This window comes from Campylobacter novaezeelandiae, from assembly GCF_018968685.1.
GTDB classification, from domain to species: domain Bacteria; phylum Campylobacterota; class Campylobacteria; order Campylobacterales; family Campylobacteraceae; genus Campylobacter_D; species Campylobacter_D novaezeelandiae.
Genome location: NZ_CP076657.1, coordinates 719,783 through 738,067 on the forward strand (window position 1 = coordinate 719,783; position 18,285 = coordinate 738,067).

At 26.8% G+C, this 18,285-nt stretch carries 18 protein-coding genes and 1 pseudogene; 8 read left to right on the forward strand and 11 right to left on the reverse strand.

What is annotated here, in order from left to right:
- Window positions 1-31: 31 nt before the first annotated feature.
- The 4 genes and pseudogenes from hemB to CNZW441b_RS03815 all read left to right on the forward strand — a co-directional run bounded on the left by hemB (window position 32) and on the right by CNZW441b_RS03815 (window position 4,106).
- Entirely contained in the window at window positions 32-1,018 is a 987-nt protein-coding gene (hemB, locus tag CNZW441b_RS03800; protein ID WP_131166101.1) for a porphobilinogen synthase, read from the forward strand.
- A pseudogene (locus CNZW441b_RS03805) lies at window positions 1,019-1,505 on the forward strand (DUF2603 domain-containing protein).
- Entirely contained in the window at window positions 1,492-2,847 is a 1,356-nt protein-coding gene (gene hemN, locus CNZW441b_RS03810; protein WP_216681586.1) for an oxygen-independent coproporphyrinogen III oxidase, read from the forward strand. The pseudogene CNZW441b_RS03805 and the gene hemN overlap by 14 nt, the downstream one beginning before the upstream one ends.
- Window positions 2,847-4,106, forward strand: coding sequence for a (Fe-S)-binding protein (locus tag CNZW441b_RS03815; protein WP_216681587.1), 1,260 nt, complete (start codon window positions 2,847-2,849; stop codon window positions 4,104-4,106). The genes hemN and CNZW441b_RS03815 overlap by 1 nt, the downstream gene beginning before the upstream one ends.
- Here the strand turns inward: CNZW441b_RS03815 and CNZW441b_RS03820 are convergent.
- From CNZW441b_RS03820 to CNZW441b_RS03840, 5 genes are read right to left on the reverse strand one after another with little or no spacing between them, the layout of a single operon-like run.
- Window positions 4,090-4,308, reverse strand: a complete 219-nt coding sequence (locus CNZW441b_RS03820; protein ID WP_131166097.1) for a hypothetical protein — start codon at window positions 4,306-4,308, stop codon at window positions 4,090-4,092. The two genes, CNZW441b_RS03815 and CNZW441b_RS03820, sit on opposite strands and share 17 nt — an antisense overlap.
- A 13-nt stretch (window positions 4,309-4,321) precedes the next feature.
- Complete coding sequence (locus CNZW441b_RS03825) at window positions 4,322-5,062, reverse strand: YaaA family protein (RefSeq protein WP_216681588.1); 741 nt, start codon at window positions 5,060-5,062, stop codon at window positions 4,322-4,324.
- Window positions 5,063-5,106: 44 nt separating this feature from the next.
- On the reverse strand, window positions 5,107-5,673 hold the full coding sequence (locus tag CNZW441b_RS03830) for an anthranilate synthase component II (protein WP_131166095.1): 567 nt from the start codon (window positions 5,671-5,673) through the stop codon (window positions 5,107-5,109).
- Window positions 5,670-7,451, reverse strand: a complete 1,782-nt coding sequence (locus CNZW441b_RS03835; RefSeq protein WP_131166094.1) for a chorismate-binding protein — start codon at window positions 7,449-7,451, stop codon at window positions 5,670-5,672. The genes CNZW441b_RS03830 and CNZW441b_RS03835 overlap by 4 nt, the downstream gene beginning before the upstream one ends.
- Window positions 7,441-8,505: a tyrosine-type recombinase/integrase gene (locus CNZW441b_RS03840; protein ID WP_131163333.1), complete on the reverse strand. Its 1,065-nt coding sequence runs from the start codon at window positions 8,503-8,505 to the stop codon at window positions 7,441-7,443. Before CNZW441b_RS03840 ends, CNZW441b_RS03835 begins: the two co-directional genes overlap by 11 nt.
- A 586-nt stretch (window positions 8,506-9,091) precedes the next feature.
- Here CNZW441b_RS03840 and CNZW441b_RS03845 point away from each other — a divergent pair.
- Genes CNZW441b_RS03845 through CNZW441b_RS03855 form a run of 3 tightly spaced genes read left to right on the forward strand, consistent with a single transcriptional unit; the run spans window position 9,092 to window position 12,445 of the window.
- A complete protein-coding gene (locus CNZW441b_RS03845) occupies window positions 9,092-9,751 on the forward strand; it encodes a thiol:disulfide interchange protein DsbA/DsbL (RefSeq protein WP_131166093.1) in 660 nt (219 codons plus the stop codon).
- 9 nt (window positions 9,752-9,760) lie between these two features.
- Entirely contained in the window at window positions 9,761-10,549 is a 789-nt protein-coding gene (dsbI, locus tag CNZW441b_RS03850) for a protein-disulfide oxidoreductase DsbI (RefSeq protein WP_216681589.1), read from the forward strand.
- Between the two features lie 36 nt (window positions 10,550-10,585).
- Entirely contained in the window at window positions 10,586-12,445 is a 1,860-nt protein-coding gene (locus tag CNZW441b_RS03855) for an aryl-sulfate sulfotransferase (protein ID WP_131163330.1), read from the forward strand.
- 45 nt (window positions 12,446-12,490) lie between these two features.
- On the opposite strand, the gene CNZW441b_RS03860 is transcribed toward CNZW441b_RS03855, so the two are convergent.
- Window positions 12,491-13,474: a c-type cytochrome gene (locus CNZW441b_RS03860; protein WP_216681590.1), complete on the reverse strand. Its 984-nt coding sequence runs from the start codon at window positions 13,472-13,474 to the stop codon at window positions 12,491-12,493.
- A 151-nt stretch (window positions 13,475-13,625) separates the two neighbouring features.
- On the opposite strand from CNZW441b_RS03860, the gene CNZW441b_RS08200 reads away from it, so the two are divergent.
- Entirely contained in the window at window positions 13,626-13,754 is a 129-nt protein-coding gene (locus tag CNZW441b_RS08200) for a hypothetical protein (RefSeq protein WP_279586433.1), read from the forward strand.
- Here the strand turns inward: CNZW441b_RS08200 and CNZW441b_RS03865 are convergent.
- Genes CNZW441b_RS03865 through CNZW441b_RS03885 form a run of 5 tightly spaced genes read right to left on the reverse strand, consistent with a single transcriptional unit; the run spans window position 13,742 to window position 18,205 of the window.
- Window positions 13,742-14,368 carry a hypothetical protein gene (locus CNZW441b_RS03865; RefSeq protein ID WP_131166090.1) on the reverse strand — a complete coding sequence of 209 codons (627 nt, stop codon included), beginning with the start codon at window positions 14,366-14,368 and terminating at the stop codon, window positions 13,742-13,744. The two genes, CNZW441b_RS08200 and CNZW441b_RS03865, sit on opposite strands and share 13 nt — an antisense overlap.
- The gene (locus CNZW441b_RS03870; RefSeq protein ID WP_131166089.1) at window positions 14,368-14,601 is read right to left on the reverse strand and encodes a hypothetical protein; all 234 of its coding nucleotides are present in this window, start codon (window positions 14,599-14,601) and stop codon (window positions 14,368-14,370) included. Before CNZW441b_RS03870 ends, CNZW441b_RS03865 begins: the two co-directional genes overlap by 1 nt.
- Window positions 14,588-15,634, reverse strand: coding sequence for a DHH family phosphoesterase (locus CNZW441b_RS03875; RefSeq protein ID WP_131166088.1), 1,047 nt, complete (start codon window positions 15,632-15,634; stop codon window positions 14,588-14,590). Before CNZW441b_RS03875 ends, CNZW441b_RS03870 begins: the two co-directional genes overlap by 14 nt.
- A gap of 8 nt (window positions 15,635-15,642) precedes the next feature.
- The gene (flhA, locus tag CNZW441b_RS03880) at window positions 15,643-17,808 is read right to left on the reverse strand and encodes a flagellar biosynthesis protein FlhA (protein WP_131166087.1); all 2,166 of its coding nucleotides are present in this window, start codon (window positions 17,806-17,808) and stop codon (window positions 15,643-15,645) included.
- A complete protein-coding gene (locus CNZW441b_RS03885) occupies window positions 17,795-18,205 on the reverse strand; it encodes an Rrf2 family transcriptional regulator (RefSeq protein WP_131166086.1) in 411 nt (136 codons plus the stop codon). The genes flhA and CNZW441b_RS03885 overlap by 14 nt, the downstream gene beginning before the upstream one ends.
- Window positions 18,206-18,285 lie beyond the last annotated feature (80 nt).

Here is an 18,285-nt window from a genome sequence, read left to right on the forward strand (position 1 = left end):
TGCTAATATTGTATCAAAAAAAGGAAAAATTATGTTTAAAAGATTTAGAAGATTAAGAGTGAATGAAAACATAAGATCAATGATGAGAGAAAATTTTTTAAGTGTTAATGATTTAATTTATCCGCTTTTTGTTGTAAATTCTAAAGGTATAAAAAAAGAAATTCCTTCAATGCCGGGGGTTTTTCAGATGAGTTTAGATGAAATTTTAAAAGAGTGTAGAGAAATTGAAAAATTAGGCATTAAGGCTATTATACTTTTTGGAGTTTTAGAGAGTAGTAAAAAAGATAGCTGTGGTAGCGATGCTTTAGATGATAATGGATTAATTGCTACAAGTATTAGAGCTATTAAAAAAGAATTTCCTAATTTGATTGTCATAAGTGATCTTTGCTTTTGCGAATATACAGATCATGGTCATTGTGGTATTATTGATATAAAAACAAAAAGTGTAGATAATGATGCCACATTAGAGATTTCAGTTAAACAAGCTTTAGTGCATGCAAGAGCAGGGGTAGATATGATAGCACCAAGTGGTATGATGGATGGTATTATTTATGCTTTAAGAAAAGCTTTAGATGAAAATGGTTTTGAAAATTTACCTATTATGGCATATTCTACTAAATTTGCTTCTAGCTATTATGGTCCTTTTAGAGATGTTGCTCAATCAGCTCCAAGCTATGGAGATAGAAAAACTTATCAAATGGATTATGCTAACGCTAAAGAAGCTTTGTTAGAGAGTTTAGAAGATGAAAAGCAGGGCGCAGATATTTTAATGATAAAACCAGCTTTGGCTTATCTTGATATTGTTAAAGAATTAAGTTTAAGTTCAAAACTACCTATTTGTGTTTATAATGTTAGTGGCGAATATGCCTTATTGCAAGCAGGTAAAAAAGCTGGAGTGATTGATTATGATAAAATTGTTTTAGAAACCATGATTGCATTTAAAAGAGCTGGAGCAAAACTTATTATTACTTATCATGCAAAAGAATTAGCTAAACTTCTACAAGATAAAGGAAATTAAATGAAATCAAATAAACATGCTATTTGTTTAAAACGTATTGATGAGTTTTCTCAAAATTTAGGCTTAAAAAAAGAAGAACAAACTATTTTAGAGCTTAAAGAAACTGATAATAATGAAAAAATTTTAATTTTAAAAAATGGAAGCTTTGAGAATCCAGAGCCTTGGTTTATGGTAGATGAAAACGATGAAATCCATACTCTTATATCTTTAAAAAGTTTAAAAAATATTTTAGAAAGTTTAAAACAAACACAAAAAGAAAATTTTGAATTAAAACTTGAAAAAGCTATTTATCAGCAAATTCCAATTGATTTTAATGATGCTTGGACAGTTGCTATGGATGAAATTAAAAAAAGAGCAAAAAATGGAGGTTTGACAGAAATTAATATAGATCTAGAAAAACTTATAGCTGATATAAAAAAAGATCATCCAAATCTTTTTGTTGATATGGAAGCTATGATGGAAAGAGTTAGAAAATGAGAGATTATAAAGCTTTTACAAAATATTCTAAAGCTGGACCTAGGTATACTTCTTATCCTACTGCGGTTGAATTTGGTACAAATTTTAAATATGAAGAATATATTCGATTTTTAAAGGAGCAAAAACAAGATATCTCTTTATACTTTCATTTACCATTTTGTAGAAGTGCTTGTTATTTTTGTGGATGTAATGTAATTTATACCGCAAAAGAAGAGAGCAAAGAAGAATATTTAATATATCTTTTTAAAGAACTTGAATTATTAAAAGATATAATAGACACTAAGCGTAAAGTTGTTCAAATGCATTTTGGAGGTGGAACTCCTACTTTTTTTAGTGCCAAACAACTAGAGAATTTAATTTTAAAGATTAAAAGTATTTTTAGTAATTTTGATGAAAATGCAGAACTTAGTTGCGAGATTGATCCTAGATTTTTAAATGAAGAGCAAGCTGATATTTTGGCGCAAAATCATTTTAATCGTATTAGTTTTGGCGTGCAAGATTTTGATGAAAGAGTTCAAAAAGAAATTCATAGAATTCAACCTTTTGAATTGACGCAAAATGCTATTAATATGATAAGAAAAAGAGGGATTAAATCTGTAAATGTTGATCTTATTTATGGTTTGCCTTATCAGGACTTAAATAGTTTTTCTAAAACCTTGGAAAAAGTTATTATGCTAAACCCTGATCGTTTAGCTATTTTTAATTATGCCCATGTTCCTTGGCTTAAGAAAAATATGAGAAAATTTGATGAAGCGACTTTGCCAACTCCTGATATCAAGCTTTCTATTTTAGAGTATTGTGAAAAATTTTTAACCCAAAATGGCTATAAAATGATAGGAATGGATCACTTTGCAAAAAGTGATGATGAACTTTTTAAAGCTTTGCAAAATAATACTTTACATAGAAATTTTCAAGGTTATACGACTAAAAAAGGTGCTAATTTGATTGGTGTTGGTTTAACGAGTATAGGAGAAGGCGAGAATTATTATGCTCAAAATTATAAAGATATGTTAAATTATCAAAAAGCTATTGATAATAAAAAATTGCCTTTTGAAAAAGGTATTGTTTTAAACGAAGATGATAAAATAAGAAAAGCTGTTATTATGAGTTTAATGGCGAATTTTTATCTAGATATAGAAATGATCGAAAAAGAATTTAATATTGATTTTTTTAAATATTTTAAAGAAGATTTAGCAAATTTAGATGAATATAGGGATTTTATTCAAATGGATGCTAAAATGATTAAAATAAATGAAACAGGTGTTTTGCTTATAAGAAATATTGCAATGTGTTTTGATGCTTATTTGAAAAAAATAGATGAAGATAAAAAGGTTTTTTCAAAAACTTTATAATGATGTTTAATGAAATTTCTAATGCTTGTGTTAAATGTGGCAAATGTATTCCAACTTGCCCAATTTATAAAATAAAAAAAGATGAGCTCCACAATCCTAGAGGTTTTTTGGAGCTTTTATCTGCCTATAATAAAGAGGAAATTCTTTATAACGATGATTTAAAAAATGTTTTTGATTCTTGTTTTTTATGCACAAATTGTACTGAAATTTGCCCCTTTGACTTAAAGGTTGATAAAGCCATAATGGATTTTCGTCATAAAAATTTCCATAAATCATTATCCTTATATAAAAAAATAATTTTATTTTTTTTAAGAAATAGAACAGTTTTGGATTTTGTTGCAAAATTAGGTTATATTTTTGAACCTTGTATTTTTAAAATACAGGATAAAAATTTAGGAATGAAGTCTAAAATTAATATACCCTTTATTAAAAAGGATCGCCTAATCCCTTCTTTTAGTAAAAAAAGTTTTTTAAATTCTAATGCAAATTTTATTGATAATCAAGGAGAAAAAACCATAGGTTTTTTTGTGGGATGTTTGCAAAATTACTTTTATGATGAAAGCGCTAAAGCTGTTCTTAAAATAGCTAAAAAATTAAAAATTAATATAGATTTATTAAAAGAACAAAATTGTTGTGCTGTAGCACACTTTTTTAGCGGAGATTTTAAAAGTGTAGAAAAACTTGCGAAAAAAAATATAGAGTATTTTGAAAAAAAACTTGAAAATTTAGATGCTATCATTATATCTGAAGCAACTTGTTCTTCGATGATTCGAAAGGACTATGAATATTTTTTTAATTCTATCAACCAAGAAGAGTGGGCAAAAAGAGCAAAAAAAATTTCTTCTAAAATTTATCTTGCAACGGAGTATTTTTATCATAACACTTCTTTAAAAGAATTATTAAGTGAACAAAAGAAAACAAATTTTATTGTTACTTATCACGATCCTTGTCATTCTAAAAAAACTCAAGGTATTTTTAAAGAACCAAGAGAGCTTTTAAAAAATAATTTTATTTTAAAAGAAATGCATGAAAGTGATTCATGTTGCGGTTTTGGTGGGATAAATACTCAAATTAACCTATATAATGAAAGCTTAAAAATAGCAAGCAAAAAAGCTCTTGATATTAAGGAAACAAAAGCTCATTTTGTAAGTGCTGAATGTTCTGCTTGTAGAATGCAAATTTCAAATTCCTTAGAAAAAGAAAAAGTTCAAACTATTTTTAAACATCCTTTGGAATTGATTGCTATGATGATTGATTGATTTTATTTATATCTTCTATGTTTGAGCGATTTTTTTCTATTAGTGAGCTATTATTTTCAATTTTTATTTCAAGTTCTTTTATTTTTTCTTTAATACTTTGTATATTTTTTGTGAAAATTTTAATTTTACGTTCATAGCGATTTATAATTATAAAAAGTGTAAATAAAAATATAAGTACTATTAAAATTAACAAAAATCCCATTCTTTCTCCTTGTTTAATCAATAATTTCTAATAGAATTTCTTCTTTTAGATTAATGTATTTAATTTCTTTTAGTTTTAAATTTAAAGGAAGTTTAGATAAAAGCGTATTATTATCTTGTATATCATTTTGAGCTAAAATTCTCAACAACATTCCTCTATAAGCTTTTGCAAAATGACTTACAATTTTACCATTTTTTATGAATTTATAAGTGGTAAATTGTTTGTTTGGAATATAAAATTTATCATAATATCCAGCCCTTAAATCAATAATTGTTTCATCTTGTAAAAATTCATCTAAAGCTTTTGAAAAATGCTGTTTATAAAATTTTTCCAAAGATAAGCTAGGCAATTTAGCACCTTGTTTAAATTTATAAAAAGGCAAAAGATTATCAGCTCTTACTACACCAAAAAGATTTGAAAAGATTAAGGTATTTTTATAAATATAATCTTTAGCTTTTTTATCTAAAGTATTAAAATCAAGATACTCATATGAGACACCATTATAGAGTTCTACGGCTTTTTTTGTGGGTTGATTGTGTAAATTTTGTATAAATTTTTTAATCTCTTTTTCATCTTTTATGCCAAAAAATTCTTTTAGATCTTCTATAGAAGTATTTTTAATATAATCAAAAAAAGAATTTAAAGCTTGCATTCTATAATTAAATAATTCTTTAAAAATAAAAGAATCTTTATCAAAAGGTTTATCAGTGCAATTTTCATTCTTGCTTTCGCTTGGAGAAAATAATATTTTCATTTCCCTGCCTTAAAAATTAATTCTGAAGTCTATAAGGAGTTTCATTAAAGATTTATAAAATTCTTAAGAATTTTTTTACCTTTTTTACTTAATATGGCCTCAGGATGAAATTGAATGCCATAAATAGGATAAAGCTTATGTTTTATTCCCATGATGATATCTTCTTTGCTTTTGGCTATGATAGTTAATTCTTTAGAAAGCTTTTTAACATACAAAGAATGATAAAGACAAATTTCAAAATTATTTTTAATACCTTTAAATATATCTTTTTGATTATGGTTTAATAGAGTGGTTTTGCCATGTTGTGGATTTTTTAATTTAGCAATTGTTCCTCCAAAGGCTTCTGCAATACATTGATGTCCTAAACATATCCCTAGAATTTTTTTCTTTTTTTTAAAATATTTGATAGCTTTTAGACTTAGTTTTGATTCTTTGGGAGAGTTTGGACCAGGAGATATAATTAAGTGTGAAAAATGAAATTTATCAAGCTTTTTAACTTTTTTAAATTCATCGTTTTTAATTACTTTGCATTTAAAGCCTAATTCTTTTAGGTAAAAAACTATAGTATAAGTGAAAGAATCATAATTATCAATAATTAAAATACGCTTCATAATACCACTCTTTTTAAGCCTCTTACAGAGTTAATGCAATAAATTTCATCAGCATTTATTAAATCTTCTTTAAAGAGTTTTTTTTCTTTTATTATTTTTAAATCAAGTAAAATTTTTCTATAAATTCCATTAAGAAGTCCGCTTTTTAGAGTAGGGGTGTAAAAAATTTGATCTTTTTTTATTAGTATGTTAGTTCTACTACCCTCGCAAAGTTCATTCTTCTCATTAAAAAAAGCTATATCATAACACTTTTTTTCTTTCCATAGGGTAGATTTTTCATTATATAATTTTCTTAAAGAGCTTTTAAAAAAGAGTGTATCATTTTTGGAAAATATTTTTTCTTTACTTAAAATAAGCTTATTATTTAAAGAATAATCTAATTTTTTTATATCTAGTTTATAACGCCCATCTTTGTATAAGATAAGTTTTAAAATTCCTTCATTTTGATGCAAATTATTAAGAGTAAAAGATTGAAAAAAGACATGATCTTCATTGAAAATTTTATTATCAAGTTCCAAAAGTTTTAATTTTTTAAAAATATTTAAATTTAGATCTTGATTTAAGGTTTGCTGGAAATCTTTTTCTAGTTTTTGGGTGTTAAAATTTAGAATTTGTGCTGATTTTAATAGTCTTTTTATGTGTTCTTGTAAAAATAAAATTTTACCATTTTTATAAAGCATAGTTTCAAAAAGATAAAAATTACAAGTACTTAAAAATTTAGTTTTCAATTCTAATTCTTTGAATTCTTCTTCTTTATTAGAGTCCCAAACTAGTCCGCTTCCAACTCCATATTTAAAATATTTTTTTTTCTTTTCTAAGGTTCTAATGCTTACATTAAAAATACTTTTATCCTTATGGATTAAACCTATAGACCCACAATAAATTCCTCTTTGTCTTTTTTCTAGTTTATTTATAACTTTAATAGTTTCTAATTTTGGGGCACCTGTGATAGATCCACAAGGAAAAAGCGCTTTGAAAATTTTATAAATATTAATATTTTTTTTCAGTTTTCCTTTGATAAGAGAGGTCATTTGGTGAAGGGTAGGGTGGCTTTCTATATTAAAAAGTTTGCTTTGCATGCTATATTTTTTGATAAGTTTTGAAAGATCATTGCGTAATAAATCTACTATCATAACATTTTCGCTTAAATTTTTAATATCATTTTTTAAAAATAGTTTATTTTTGTTATCTTCTTGTTCGTCTTTTCCTCTTTGTATGGTTCCTTTCATAGGTTTTGTAATAATCTTTCTTTTGTCAGTTTTAAAAAAAAGCTCAGGAGAGAAACAAAGTAGTTCTAAAAGATCGTTTTTTATATAAGCTTTATATTCTGTATTTTGCTTTTTAAGCAAAAGATTAAACAAATCAAAAGAATCAAGATGACTAAAAAGTTTTAGTTCTTGAGTAAAATTTACTTGATAGCTTTGTCCTTTTGCAATAATTTCTTTTACTTTATTAAATTTTTTATAATATTCTTTTTTATCTAGTTTTTTTATAAAACTAGGCATATATTTTTCTTCATCTATCTTTAAAGCTTTAAATATCTTTCTTTTTTTGTAGGCAAAAAATAAACAGTAAGGAATGGTGCTTTTATAGTGTTTATCCTCTAAATATTTATAAAACTCATATCTAAAAAAAGCTAAAAAATAAAATTTATTTTTATGTTTTTCTACAAAAGCAAATATCTTTTTACTTTGTTTTTGATTGAAAGCTTTTAAGGTGTATTTTAAATCATAATATAAAAAATCCCCAAAAACAGCAAAATCTTTTTTATTTTTCACTAAGTTCCTTTGCAACTTGTGCAGCAAGTTTTAATTTGTCATTGTCAAAATGAGTGTAAATTCTTGAAGTATTTAAACTCGCATGTCCTAAAGCTTCTTGAACCAATACTAAATCTTTTTGTTTTTTATAAAGTAAAGTAGCAAAAGTATGTCTTAACATATGAGCTCCATTTTTTTGCTTGCGAATTCCAGCCTTAAATAGAATTTGTTCTACTATACGACTTACATAAGCTTGAGTTAGGACTGTTCCTTTGCGATTGACAAAGAGCAGGGCGTCTTTGCTTAGATAATTAATGCTTACATTTTTAAGCAAATCTTCTATAAGCTCTTTTTTGATCATAACTATGCGATATTTATTGCCTTTGGCGCGAATTCTTATAAGATATAAATCATTTTCTTCGCTAATATCGCCCATTTTTATATTAATAGCCTCGCTTACGCGTATACCAGTAAAAATAATAATTTTAATAATAAGTCTATTGCGAATAGTATTGTTTTTAAAATCCGTTGTATCAATAGCTTTTAAAAATTTTTTAATTTCTTCTTCGCTCATAAACTCAGGAAGCTTAACCCCGCTAAGTCCTTTAATACCTGCCCAGTTTTTAAGATTTATATCAAAAATATGGGATTTTGAATCTTCTTCATTTTGCTTATCTAAAAAATCAAAAAAATTAATTATAGCAATACGATAATTTTTTTTACTTGCATCAGAAAGTGTTCCTGTAATACTTGCTAGAATCTCAACTATAAGTTCCTCATCAATTTGTTTTAAGGAGTAAAGCTTATAAAAACTTATATATTCAAAGAATTTTTTTAAAGGATTAAAATATGTATTTACTCCGCTAAGTCCAGCATTTCTTGCTTTTTTAACAAGAGCATCAAGTTCTTGTATATTTTTTACCCCTCTAGTAAGAGCAAAATTAACTTCTGCTAAATTTTGTGGATTTTTAAGCTCCTTATTAGAAAGAGAATTAAGTTTAAATTTGACATATTTGCAAAGCCAAAATAAAAAAGATTTTTCAAAATTTTCCTCACAATCTAAAGGGTATTTCATGGATTTTTCCTAAGGATATGATTTTAAATTGTTGTTTTTATTATATCTTTTTCTTTTTGAAATTTTTCCATATATATTTTATAAGAGCTAGTATTTTTAAATTTGTAAAGTTTAAAAAGTTTAAATTTTTAGGATTTTATATATTTTATTTTTATTTATAATTTCTTTTTACTTTGATAATTAAAAATATATTAAAGTAAATGGCATTAAGTATGTAAATTAATATGATAAAAAGTAAAAATACTATAAAATTATTATTTTGTATTGAAAACTATAATTTTCAAACTTTTATAATAATTATAAAATAACACTCTATTTTAATAACATGAAATATTATTTTTTAGGAATTATGCAAAGTTTACTTTTTGGAGTAAAATTATTTATCCATAAAAAATAATGTAATATTTTTAAAATATTTTTTAACATTTTTATTCAAAAAAATATTTTTTAATTTTCTTAAATCATTTTTAATATTACATTAAGTAAATAGTTTTAAAATATATATTAACAGTTTTTTAAATTATTATTTTATTTTTATTTAAAATATATTTATTGAGACTGAAATTTACAAGGATAAGGAGATTGTATGAAGATTTTTAGCAAGATTGTTAAATTCTCTACCATTACGGTTTTTTTAGTTGCATTTAATGCTAATGCCCTTACCGAAGGAAAGGAATATATAGTATTAAACTCCCCTATTCCTAATGTTCCAAATTCTGTTATAGAAGTTTTTTCTTATCGTTGCACTCATTGTTATGATCATCACAAATTTAACACCCTTGAAAAAATTAAAGAAAAACTTCCAAATTTAAATTATAGTTTTTATCCTGTAAGATCTATGGGAGATTATGGTAAACAAGCTAATGAGATTTTTGCTTTTGCGTCTTTTAAAGACAAAGAAAAAAATATAGATCAAACAGATAAAAACAGCTTTACTTATAAAGTTTCTGATGCATATTTTAATGCTTATTTTAAAAAGAAAGAAAGATGGGGAAATGGAAAAAATCCTGAGGCTTTTTATGAAGTTGGATTAAAAGCTATGAATGTAAGTAAAAATGATTTAGAAAATTTTTTAAAAACTGATGAGGCGAATCAAATTTTAAAATCATATGAATATGCAAATGATATTTCTAAAAATTATGGAACTCCAGGTTTTGTAGTAAATGGAAAATATCAAATTAAACCGCAAGCAATTACATCTCCACAAGCTCTTATCAAGGCTATAGAAGAACTTAATAAATTATAGGAGTGTATTATGTCCTGTAATTTATTGGAGAAAATTTATAAATGGCAAGATACTAGGATTCCTTGGGCTATAATCCTTTTTGTGACATTAGGTCTTACATTTATAGCTCATTTTCTTTTCCAAGAATACCTTTTTATGGAACCTTGTGAACAATGTGTTTATATACGTTTTGATATGTTTGTTATGGCTCTTGGCGCCATTATAGTTCTTATCAATCCTAAAAGTGATATTGCTAAAATATTTGGTTACACTTTTGGATTTTATGGAATTTGGCTTGGGTTTGAGCATTGTTTATTGCTCAATCATATACATGAAGTTGTTCATTCTGAAAATCCTTTTGCTGGCGTTGATGGGTGTAGGGAAACTCCTATTTATCCTTTTAATTTACCTTTGCATGAGTGGTTTCCAAGTTGGTTTTTACCCACTGGAGAGTGTGGAATGGATACTCCGGTTGTCCCTGAGTCAGCTTATGCTAATCTTGATTTTATTCAAAAATTTTTTGTTGGTAATCCACCTAATTTTGAAGATGGATTTTATAGTAATGGTTGGTATTTGATTCCAAAATGGCAATTTTTAAATATGGCAATTTGTTGTCTTATAGCTTTTATATGTTGTTTATTGATACTTTTTTTGATGTTTATTTCTTTTGTTTTAAATAAAAAAAGAGCAAGAGTTTTAGCGGTAATTATTTTTATATTTATTGTTACATTAAAAATCACTGGAAAACCAAGAACACCAGTTGAATTGGTAAGCATAAATGAGAATTGTAAGATAAGTTTATTTTTAAACAATGCATAAATTTGTGTCATTGTTTTAAGAAAATAAGGATATAAAATGAAATTAAGTAAATCTTTTTGTGTAATGGTTTTAGCAGGTATAACTTTAATTATTCCAAATATTTCATTAGCAATGGGTGGTCCTAGCGGGGCAAAGATGGATTGGCAAATTCAAGGAAAAATTGGTGCTGTAAAGCTTAATCCTTATAATTTATCTCCTTTAACTGCTGTTATAATGGATGGTGGATATATTTTAAAAGATATAAAAGTTACTATACTTCCTAAGCCAAATGGTCAAACAATTTCTTATAGTGTGAGCGAAAATATGGCTAAAACTTATGGAGGAATTCCAATTTTTGGTCTTTATCCCTCTTATTTAAATAGTGTAAAAGTAAGTTATACAAAGATATCCAATAATAAAAGTGAAAAAATTATTGATGAAGTTTATAAGATAACTACTCCAGGGGTAAGTATAATGCCAAGTGGAAATACTTCTCAAACAGGTTCGCCTTTTGCAAATGTTAAAATTATAAAAATGGATAAAAAATTTAATGATAGATTATATCTTGTAAATAATGCACCAGGAAAACAATCTGGAAAAGGCTCTCAAGCTGTTTGGAATAATCCAGCTGGAGGAGCTTTAGAGTGGGATGAAAATTCCAATGTTTTTATTATTGATACCAAAGGTGAAATTAGATGGTATTTTGATAATGATAAACTTATGGATTGGAATAATATTTATAATCGTGGCATTATGATGGGTTTTAAGCAAAATAACGATGGGGCTTTAACCTGGGGATTTGGTCAAAGATATGTAAAATATGATGTTATGGGAAGAGAAATTTTTAATAGAACCTTACCTTCAAGTTATATTGATTTTTCTCATGCTATGGACAATATGCAAAATGGACATTATCTTTTACGCGTAGCATCTGCAAATGTCAAAAGAGCTGATGGTAAAAATGTAAGAAGCGTTAGAGATGTTGTAATTGAAGTTGATCAAAATGGCAATGTGGTAGATGATTGGAGATTATATGATATTTTAGATCCTTATAGAAGTACTATCATAAAAGCCCTTGATCAAGGAGCCGTGTGTTTAAATATAGATGCCAATAAGGCTGGAGTGACTTTAAGTGATGAAGAGCTTGCAAAAATGGATGAAAATAATCAATTTGGCGATATAGCTGGAACAGGTGTAGGTAGAAACTGGGCACATGTTAATAGTGTAGATTATGATCCAAGTGATGATAGTATTATCATCTCAAGTCGCCATCAAAGTGCTATTGTTAAAATAGGTAGAGATAAAAAAATCAAATGGATATTAGGAGCTCATAAGGGATGGGGTAAAAAATTTCAACAATATCTTTTACAACCTATAAATTCTAATGGCGCTAAAATAGTTTGTGAAGATGAGTATTCTAAGTGTCCAGGATATGAAAATGAAAAAGGTGGATTTGATTTTACTTGGACTCAGCATACAGCTTGGAGAATTGACTCAAAATCAAATAAGCGTTATTTATATTTAAGTGTTTTTGATAATGGTGATGCAAGAGGAGCTGAACAACCACCTTTTGCATCACAAAAATATTCTCGTGCTGTTATATATAAGATTGATCAACAAAATAAAACAGTAGAGCAAATTTGGGAATACGGAAAAGAAAGAGGCAACGAATGGTTTTCTCCTGTAACATCTTTGGTAGAATACCAAAAAGATAAAAATTCCATAATGGTATATAGTGCAACTGCTGGAATGGCTTTTGATTTAAGTAAGGGTATAAGCATTGGCGATCCTAAACCAGAAATTGATGAATTTATTTGGGGATCTAAAAATCCTTCTGTTCAAATTCAATTTAGCGGAACAAATACAGGATATCAGGCTATGCCTTTTGATGTAGAAAAAGCTTTTAATGCTAAATAAATTTAAGTTCCTATTAAGTTTTTTAAAACTTAATAGGAAAGTTTATCAATTTTTAATCATAGTTTTATAAGGTCCATATCTATGTTGAGTAGTTGAAAAGCTATCATCATAAGGTCCTACATCCATATCTAGAGGTTTTACTTTTCTATCAGGAAAATCTTTATCTCTATTTGCTTTAATAGGACGCATTTGAGAATTTATATAAGCTGCTACATCATAGGATTCTTCCAAGGTTAAATCAGCATTTCCTTTTGGCATATTTTCTTTAATATAAGATGCTGCCTTGATTAAGCGATACATACCGGCTCCAGTATTATAACTATCTTTTCCCCATAAAGGGGGATAAATATAATAAGCCCCTACTTTGTCTTCGTTTTTAACTCCAAGTCCATTTTCTTGATGACAAACTATACATTTTTCATTATATACAATTTTACCTTTTTTTGGATCAGCAGCCCTGTCAATAAAATCTATTTTTTTTAGTCCTTGTCCTTTTGTTTTTGCACCAGTTGGAATGCCTTGAGATAGCCATTGCATATAGGTTAACATTGCTTTCATTTCTAGGGTATTTTCAGGCATTCTTTTACCATTCATAGATCTTTCAAAGCAACCATTAATACGATCAGCTAAAGTAATAACCTTATCTGCTCTTGCATTATATTGTGGAAATCTTGCCCAAATTCCTACAAATCCTGATTGATTTTGAACAGTTCCTGCAGCAGCATGACAACTTGAGCAAGAAAGATTATTGCCAGCAAAATGTTTATTTTTATCTTTTGCTTGTGGACCTAAGTAATTTGAAGTTTCGTTAAGAACTTTATTTCCTAAAATTGCCATTTCAGAATATTTCGACTTTAGCATTTTACTTTCATCTATTGTGCCATCTTCATTTAAGGCTTCAGGTAGCTTCCACTCAGCTTCTGGTAAATTAATACCTGTTTGAGCTTTGGTTTTAGCTAAATTTTTATCAAGTGCAAAAGCACAACTTCCAACCAATAAAACTGCTAATACTATAGAAGTTTTTTTCATGGAAAGCTCCTTTTTTGTTTTTGCGAATAGATAAAGTATAGAACTTTAAAGAAAAAAAGTCAATTAAAATTAAAATAAATCAATACATTTTATATATAGCAAAGTTTTATTTAGATATAATTTATTAAGCAGTATTTTATAAAGGAAAGATGTGAAAAATTTAAGTTTTCAAGAAAAAAAAGATTTAGATCAATGTGTTTTCAATGTTTTATCAAAAAAAGAAATGAATTTTTTTCAAATTTTATTTTTAAAAATTAAAAGTATTTTTTATTCTAAGTAATATAAATTAAAATCTTTTTTTGAGTAAGAAAGATTTTTAAAAGAAGGTGAATCAATTAAGATTTTACATTGCCTATCTAAATTTTCTATCCCATAGACTTTCATAGCCATTCTGTTGTTTATTTTTTGAAGTTCTATACCAATGCAAGCTTGATTGTTTATTTTATATAATAAAACTCCGCCTTCTTTTTCATCTATATTTAAAATAGTTAAATTTTGATTTTTGCTCATATCCTTAATATCTTTAGAAAATGAGTAATGTAATTTGTAATAAATCATAATATCTTGCATAGCATTTTTTAAATTTTTTAATTCTTTTTTTAGTGTAAGTTGTTTGTCTTGATAAAGAGAAAGAAAGTCTTTATTTAAAAATTCTAAAAAAGTGGCATTGTTTAATTTTTTACAAGAGTTAAATGTTTTTAAAATACTTACCTCGTTGTCTGTAATTAAGAGTTCAATACAAGGATTTTTATTGTCATAAAAACTTAAAATCTCTGCTTTTTTAATACTAATATTTTGATTAACCTTTTTATCATAAGCAAAATCTTTTAAACTTTCAAAAATATTGGCAAAAATAAAATTATAAGATACAATTAAAAAAAATAAATATTTCATTATATAAAAAGTTCTTTATGGTGTGCTCTAAGATATTCGACAACTTCTAAAATCTCATCTACACCTTCATTGGTTGAATGCTCTAAAATTGTATCAATGTTTTCTATATAAATTTCAATTGCTTTATCAAGTTTATTTCTTTTTACTCCGGCATATAAAAGCATTGCTTCTAAAACAATGTTAAGTTCATAAGTTAAATCCTCTATTTCTTGTTCTTTATTATTTTTGTGCATTTTCTTCCTTTTTAATCTCTTTGCTTTTAATTAAATCTATAAATTGAGCTTTAATATAATTATAATTTGTACTATCTTTAAAACTAGCAAATAAACCTCCACTAGCATTTTTATGACCACCTCCTCCGACTAATTTTTTAGCCATTAAACTTACGTCTAAACTCCCATTTGCTCTAATACTCAAAGTTTTTTTCGAGCTAATATCAAGAAAAAAGTCGTAGTCTGGATTATTGATTAAAAATTCATTTCCTATTATTGAGGTATTGCCTATATTTGAAGTTAAAAGTCCTTTATGATTTTCATAAAAAATCGTAAATTCTTCTTTGTGATCTTGCAATTTTTCGACAATAAATTTAGAAATTAAATTTGCTAAAGTATCATCATTATCTTTTATAAAATAATCCTTTTTGATGAAATGTAAAGCATTATCAAGTAAGATATGAGATCTTTCTTTTTGTATAAAAGTTTTTGCACGATCTAAAAGATAAAACATATAAGAAATATGTTCTTTTTTAAACATTACGCGATTAATCTCTTTTGCATTTGCAATAAGACCTAAGCAAACTTTTCCAAGTTCAAAATCTTTATCTTTATTAAGCCAGATATCCACAGCATTTACTATATTAATGAAATCTTTCATTTTTTCGTCATTAAAACAGATTTCACTAAAAAAGTCATAAACAATTTTTGCAGCACATCTTGAATTATCTAAAAAATACCATGAATATTTTTGCATACATTCCAAACCGCTTTGATGATGATCTAATAATAAAATTTTAATATCTTTTTCTTTGCATACTTCATCAAATTCTTTACATTGCGAGAGAGTTAAATTTAAATCAGTAATAAGCAAAAGTATTTTTTCATTCTCTCCCCTATTTTCTTGTATATCTTTTATAATATTATTAAAATTATCATTAATTTCTTTTCCATAATTTGAATTATAAAAATTTACATTTTTAAAATAAAAATTAACAATATATTGACATGCATAACCGTCTAAGTCTGTATGAGAGAGATGGTAAATTTTCATTATTTTCCTTAGAGTTCTATTTTAATAATACCTTCGGTATTAAAGTTCGTATTTTCTGCGATTTCTGCAAAACTTAAAACAACAATATTAATATTAAAATTAAAACAAATATCAGCTATAAATTTTCTAAGCTGTGGTTCAACGCAAAGTATAAAAGGTTTAATTCTTCCATTGGTTACTGCAGCAACCTCAGATCTTAAGGTATCTACTAGAGCACCTGTTTGAGCTACGCTTAGTGGCAAATGATAGCTTCCGTCTCTAAATTGGACATTTTCCATCAATATGCTAGATGTAGCAGAATCTAAAATAAAAATATCTAAATTTCCTTTATCATCAAGATACATATTTGTAATCATTCTAGCTAAAGATGCTCTTACATGCTCTATAATCATATCAAAACTTTTACTTACCTCTGCAATATCACTCATTGATTCTAAAATAGTTAGCATATCTTTAATAGGAATTTGATTTCTTAATAAATCTTTAAGAACTTTTTGTATTAAACTTACAGGAGCTAAAGCTAAAGCACCTTCAACAATAGCAGGATAATCATTTTTAAGTTTTTCAAGTAAATTTTGAACTTCTTGTCTTGTAAGAAGTTCTGAAGCGTGAGATTTTATTAATTCGCTCATATGTGTTGAAATAACACTAGCTGGATCAATAACTATATACCCATTTAAAGTTGCCTCATCTTTTAAATTTGCATCAATCCAGAGTGCATCGGAATTAAAAGCAGGTTCTTTTGTGGCTATACCTTCAACTTCTTCTGTTATAAAACCACTATCCATGGCTAAATATTTATCAGGATAAATTTCTGCACTAGCTATAGGAACCCCTTTTAGTTTGAAGCTATATTCATTAGGTTTTAGCTGTAAATTATCTCTTATTCTGATTTTAGGCATTAAAAAACCTAAAGTTTGGGCAATATTACGTCTCATAGAGCGAATTCTTTCTGTAAGTTCATTTTCAGCAAGTTTTATAAGACCATAGCCAAGTTCAAGTTCTAAAATTTCTACTTTTAGTATATCGTTAATTTTATGTTCTTCTTCTTTTATAATTTCTTCTTCGCTTTTTTTAGGCGCTGCTGCTATTGGGGCTGAACCTGTATTATTTGTATTATTTGTTGTAGGTTTTTTGGTCATTTTTACATCAATCTTTCCTTCTTTGACTTGTTTTGTCAGATATCCAAGTCCCAAAAATACAAATGCCATAAATCCTAAAGAAAAGTGAGGTAAACCTGGAACTAAAGCAAAGATAAAAAGCACAAAACCAACAATTAAAAGAGTTCGATATTCGCTTAAAAGTTGATTTAGTGTTCCTTCTGCAAAATTATCCTCATCTTTACTTGCTCGTGTGATGATGATTGCAGTAGCAGTTGAAGTTATAAGACCTGGAATTTGAGAGACAAGTCCATCTCCTATGGTTAAAATTGTATAAGTTGAAGCAGCTTGCGATAAAGATAAACCATGCTGAAAAGATCCAATTAAAAAGCCACCTATTAAATTTATAATTGTAATTATAATTCCAGCTACAGCATCACCTTTTATAAATTTAGAAGAACCATCCATGGCGCCATAGAAATTTGCTTCTGCAATAACCTCTTGTCTTCTTGCTCTAGCGGTTTGCTCATCAATTAACCCAGCATTTAAATCAGCATCAATAGCCATTTGTTTTCCTGGCATAGCATCAAGAGTAAATCTTGCTTGAACTTCTGAAACTCTTGTACTTCCTTTGGTTACAACCATAAAATTAATTAAAACCAAGATACAAAAGACTATCACGCCTATGACATAGTTTCCACCAACAACAAATTCTCCAAAAGCAGCTATAATTTCGCTTACGGCTTCTGGGCCATTTTGACCTTCGCTTAAAATCATACGCGTTGTTGCGATATTTAAAGAAAGTCTAAAAAGGGTAATAATAAGAATAAGAGTTGGAAATGTTGTTAAATCTGTAGGTTTTGGAATATAAATTGAAATTAAAATAATCAATACAGATAAAGCAATACTTAAAGCTAAAAAAAAATCAAGTATAGGTCCTGGTAAAGGAACTATAATAATCGCTAAAATACAAACTATAAATCCAACAATAGTAAGACTTTTAGCTTTAATAATAGGACCAATTAAGGGTCCTAAAAAAGGAAAAACAAGGTCAATAATTTTATTTTTTGCCATTATCTTCTATAATACTTGCTAAAGTAATAGATTCTAAAAAATCATCAACTTTATTTTGAAGTTTTACAAGCACAGGCATTAAAAAACAATTTTCTTCTTTATTATTAGGACAGATCCCACCACTGCAATCAAATACACTTATTTCCTTTTTTTCTACACTATTTATAATTTCTTTAAGAGTATATTCTTTTGGACTTTTTGCAAGAGCAAAGCCTCCTTTAGCGCCTTTAAAAGAAATCAAAAGTCCGTCTTTAGCTAAGGTTTGTAAAATTTTAGCTAAAAAACTTTTAGGAATGTTAAGCTCACTAGACATATGATCTACATCTTGTGACTTGTTTTGACGAGAAATATAAATTAAAGAAAGTAAAGCATATTCACTAGCTTTTGTAAGAAGCACTATTTATCCTTATAATTATATTAAAAAGCTAATTATAGTAAAAAAATCTAGATAAAGGCTTAAATAATTCATTAAAAATG

Excerpts from the sequence above, each read along its gene's own strand:
- dsbI (WP_216681589.1), top strand. The coding sequence starts at position 9,761 with ATGTCCTGTAATTTATTGGAGAAAATTTATAAATGGCAAGATACTAGG.
- CNZW441b_RS03820 (WP_131166097.1), bottom strand. The coding sequence starts at position 4,308 with ATGGGATTTTTGTTAATTTTAATAGTACTTATATTTTTATTTACACTT.
- CNZW441b_RS03815 (WP_216681587.1), top strand. The coding sequence starts at position 2,847 with ATGATGTTTAATGAAATTTCTAATGCTTGTGTTAAATGTGGCAAATGT.
- CNZW441b_RS03865 (WP_131166090.1), bottom strand. The coding sequence starts at position 14,368 with ATGAAATATTTATTTTTTTTAATTGTATCTTATAATTTTATTTTTGCC.
- CNZW441b_RS03870 (WP_131166089.1), bottom strand. The coding sequence starts at position 14,601 with ATGCACAAAAATAATAAAGAACAAGAAATAGAGGATTTAACTTATGAA.
- flhA (WP_131166087.1), bottom strand. The coding sequence starts at position 17,808 with ATGGCAAAAAATAAAATTATTGACCTTGTTTTTCCTTTTTTAGGACCC.
- CNZW441b_RS03840 (WP_131163333.1), bottom strand. The coding sequence starts at position 8,505 with ATGAAATACCCTTTAGATTGTGAGGAAAATTTTGAAAAATCTTTTTTA.
- hemN (WP_216681586.1), top strand. The coding sequence starts at position 1,492 with ATGAGAGATTATAAAGCTTTTACAAAATATTCTAAAGCTGGACCTAGG.
- CNZW441b_RS03860 (WP_216681590.1), bottom strand. The coding sequence starts at position 13,474 with ATGAAAAAAACTTCTATAGTATTAGCAGTTTTATTGGTTGGAAGTTGT.
- hemB (WP_131166101.1), top strand. The coding sequence starts at position 32 with ATGTTTAAAAGATTTAGAAGATTAAGAGTGAATGAAAACATAAGATCA.
- CNZW441b_RS03875 (WP_131166088.1), bottom strand. The coding sequence starts at position 15,634 with ATGAAAATTTACCATCTCTCTCATACAGACTTAGACGGTTATGCATGT.
- CNZW441b_RS03825 (WP_216681588.1), bottom strand. The coding sequence starts at position 5,062 with ATGAAAATATTATTTTCTCCAAGCGAAAGCAAGAATGAAAATTGCACT.
- CNZW441b_RS03855 (WP_131163330.1), top strand. The coding sequence starts at position 10,586 with ATGAAATTAAGTAAATCTTTTTGTGTAATGGTTTTAGCAGGTATAACT.
- CNZW441b_RS03830 (WP_131166095.1), bottom strand. The coding sequence starts at position 5,673 with ATGAAGCGTATTTTAATTATTGATAATTATGATTCTTTCACTTATACT.
- CNZW441b_RS03845 (WP_131166093.1), top strand. The coding sequence starts at position 9,092 with ATGAAGATTTTTAGCAAGATTGTTAAATTCTCTACCATTACGGTTTTT.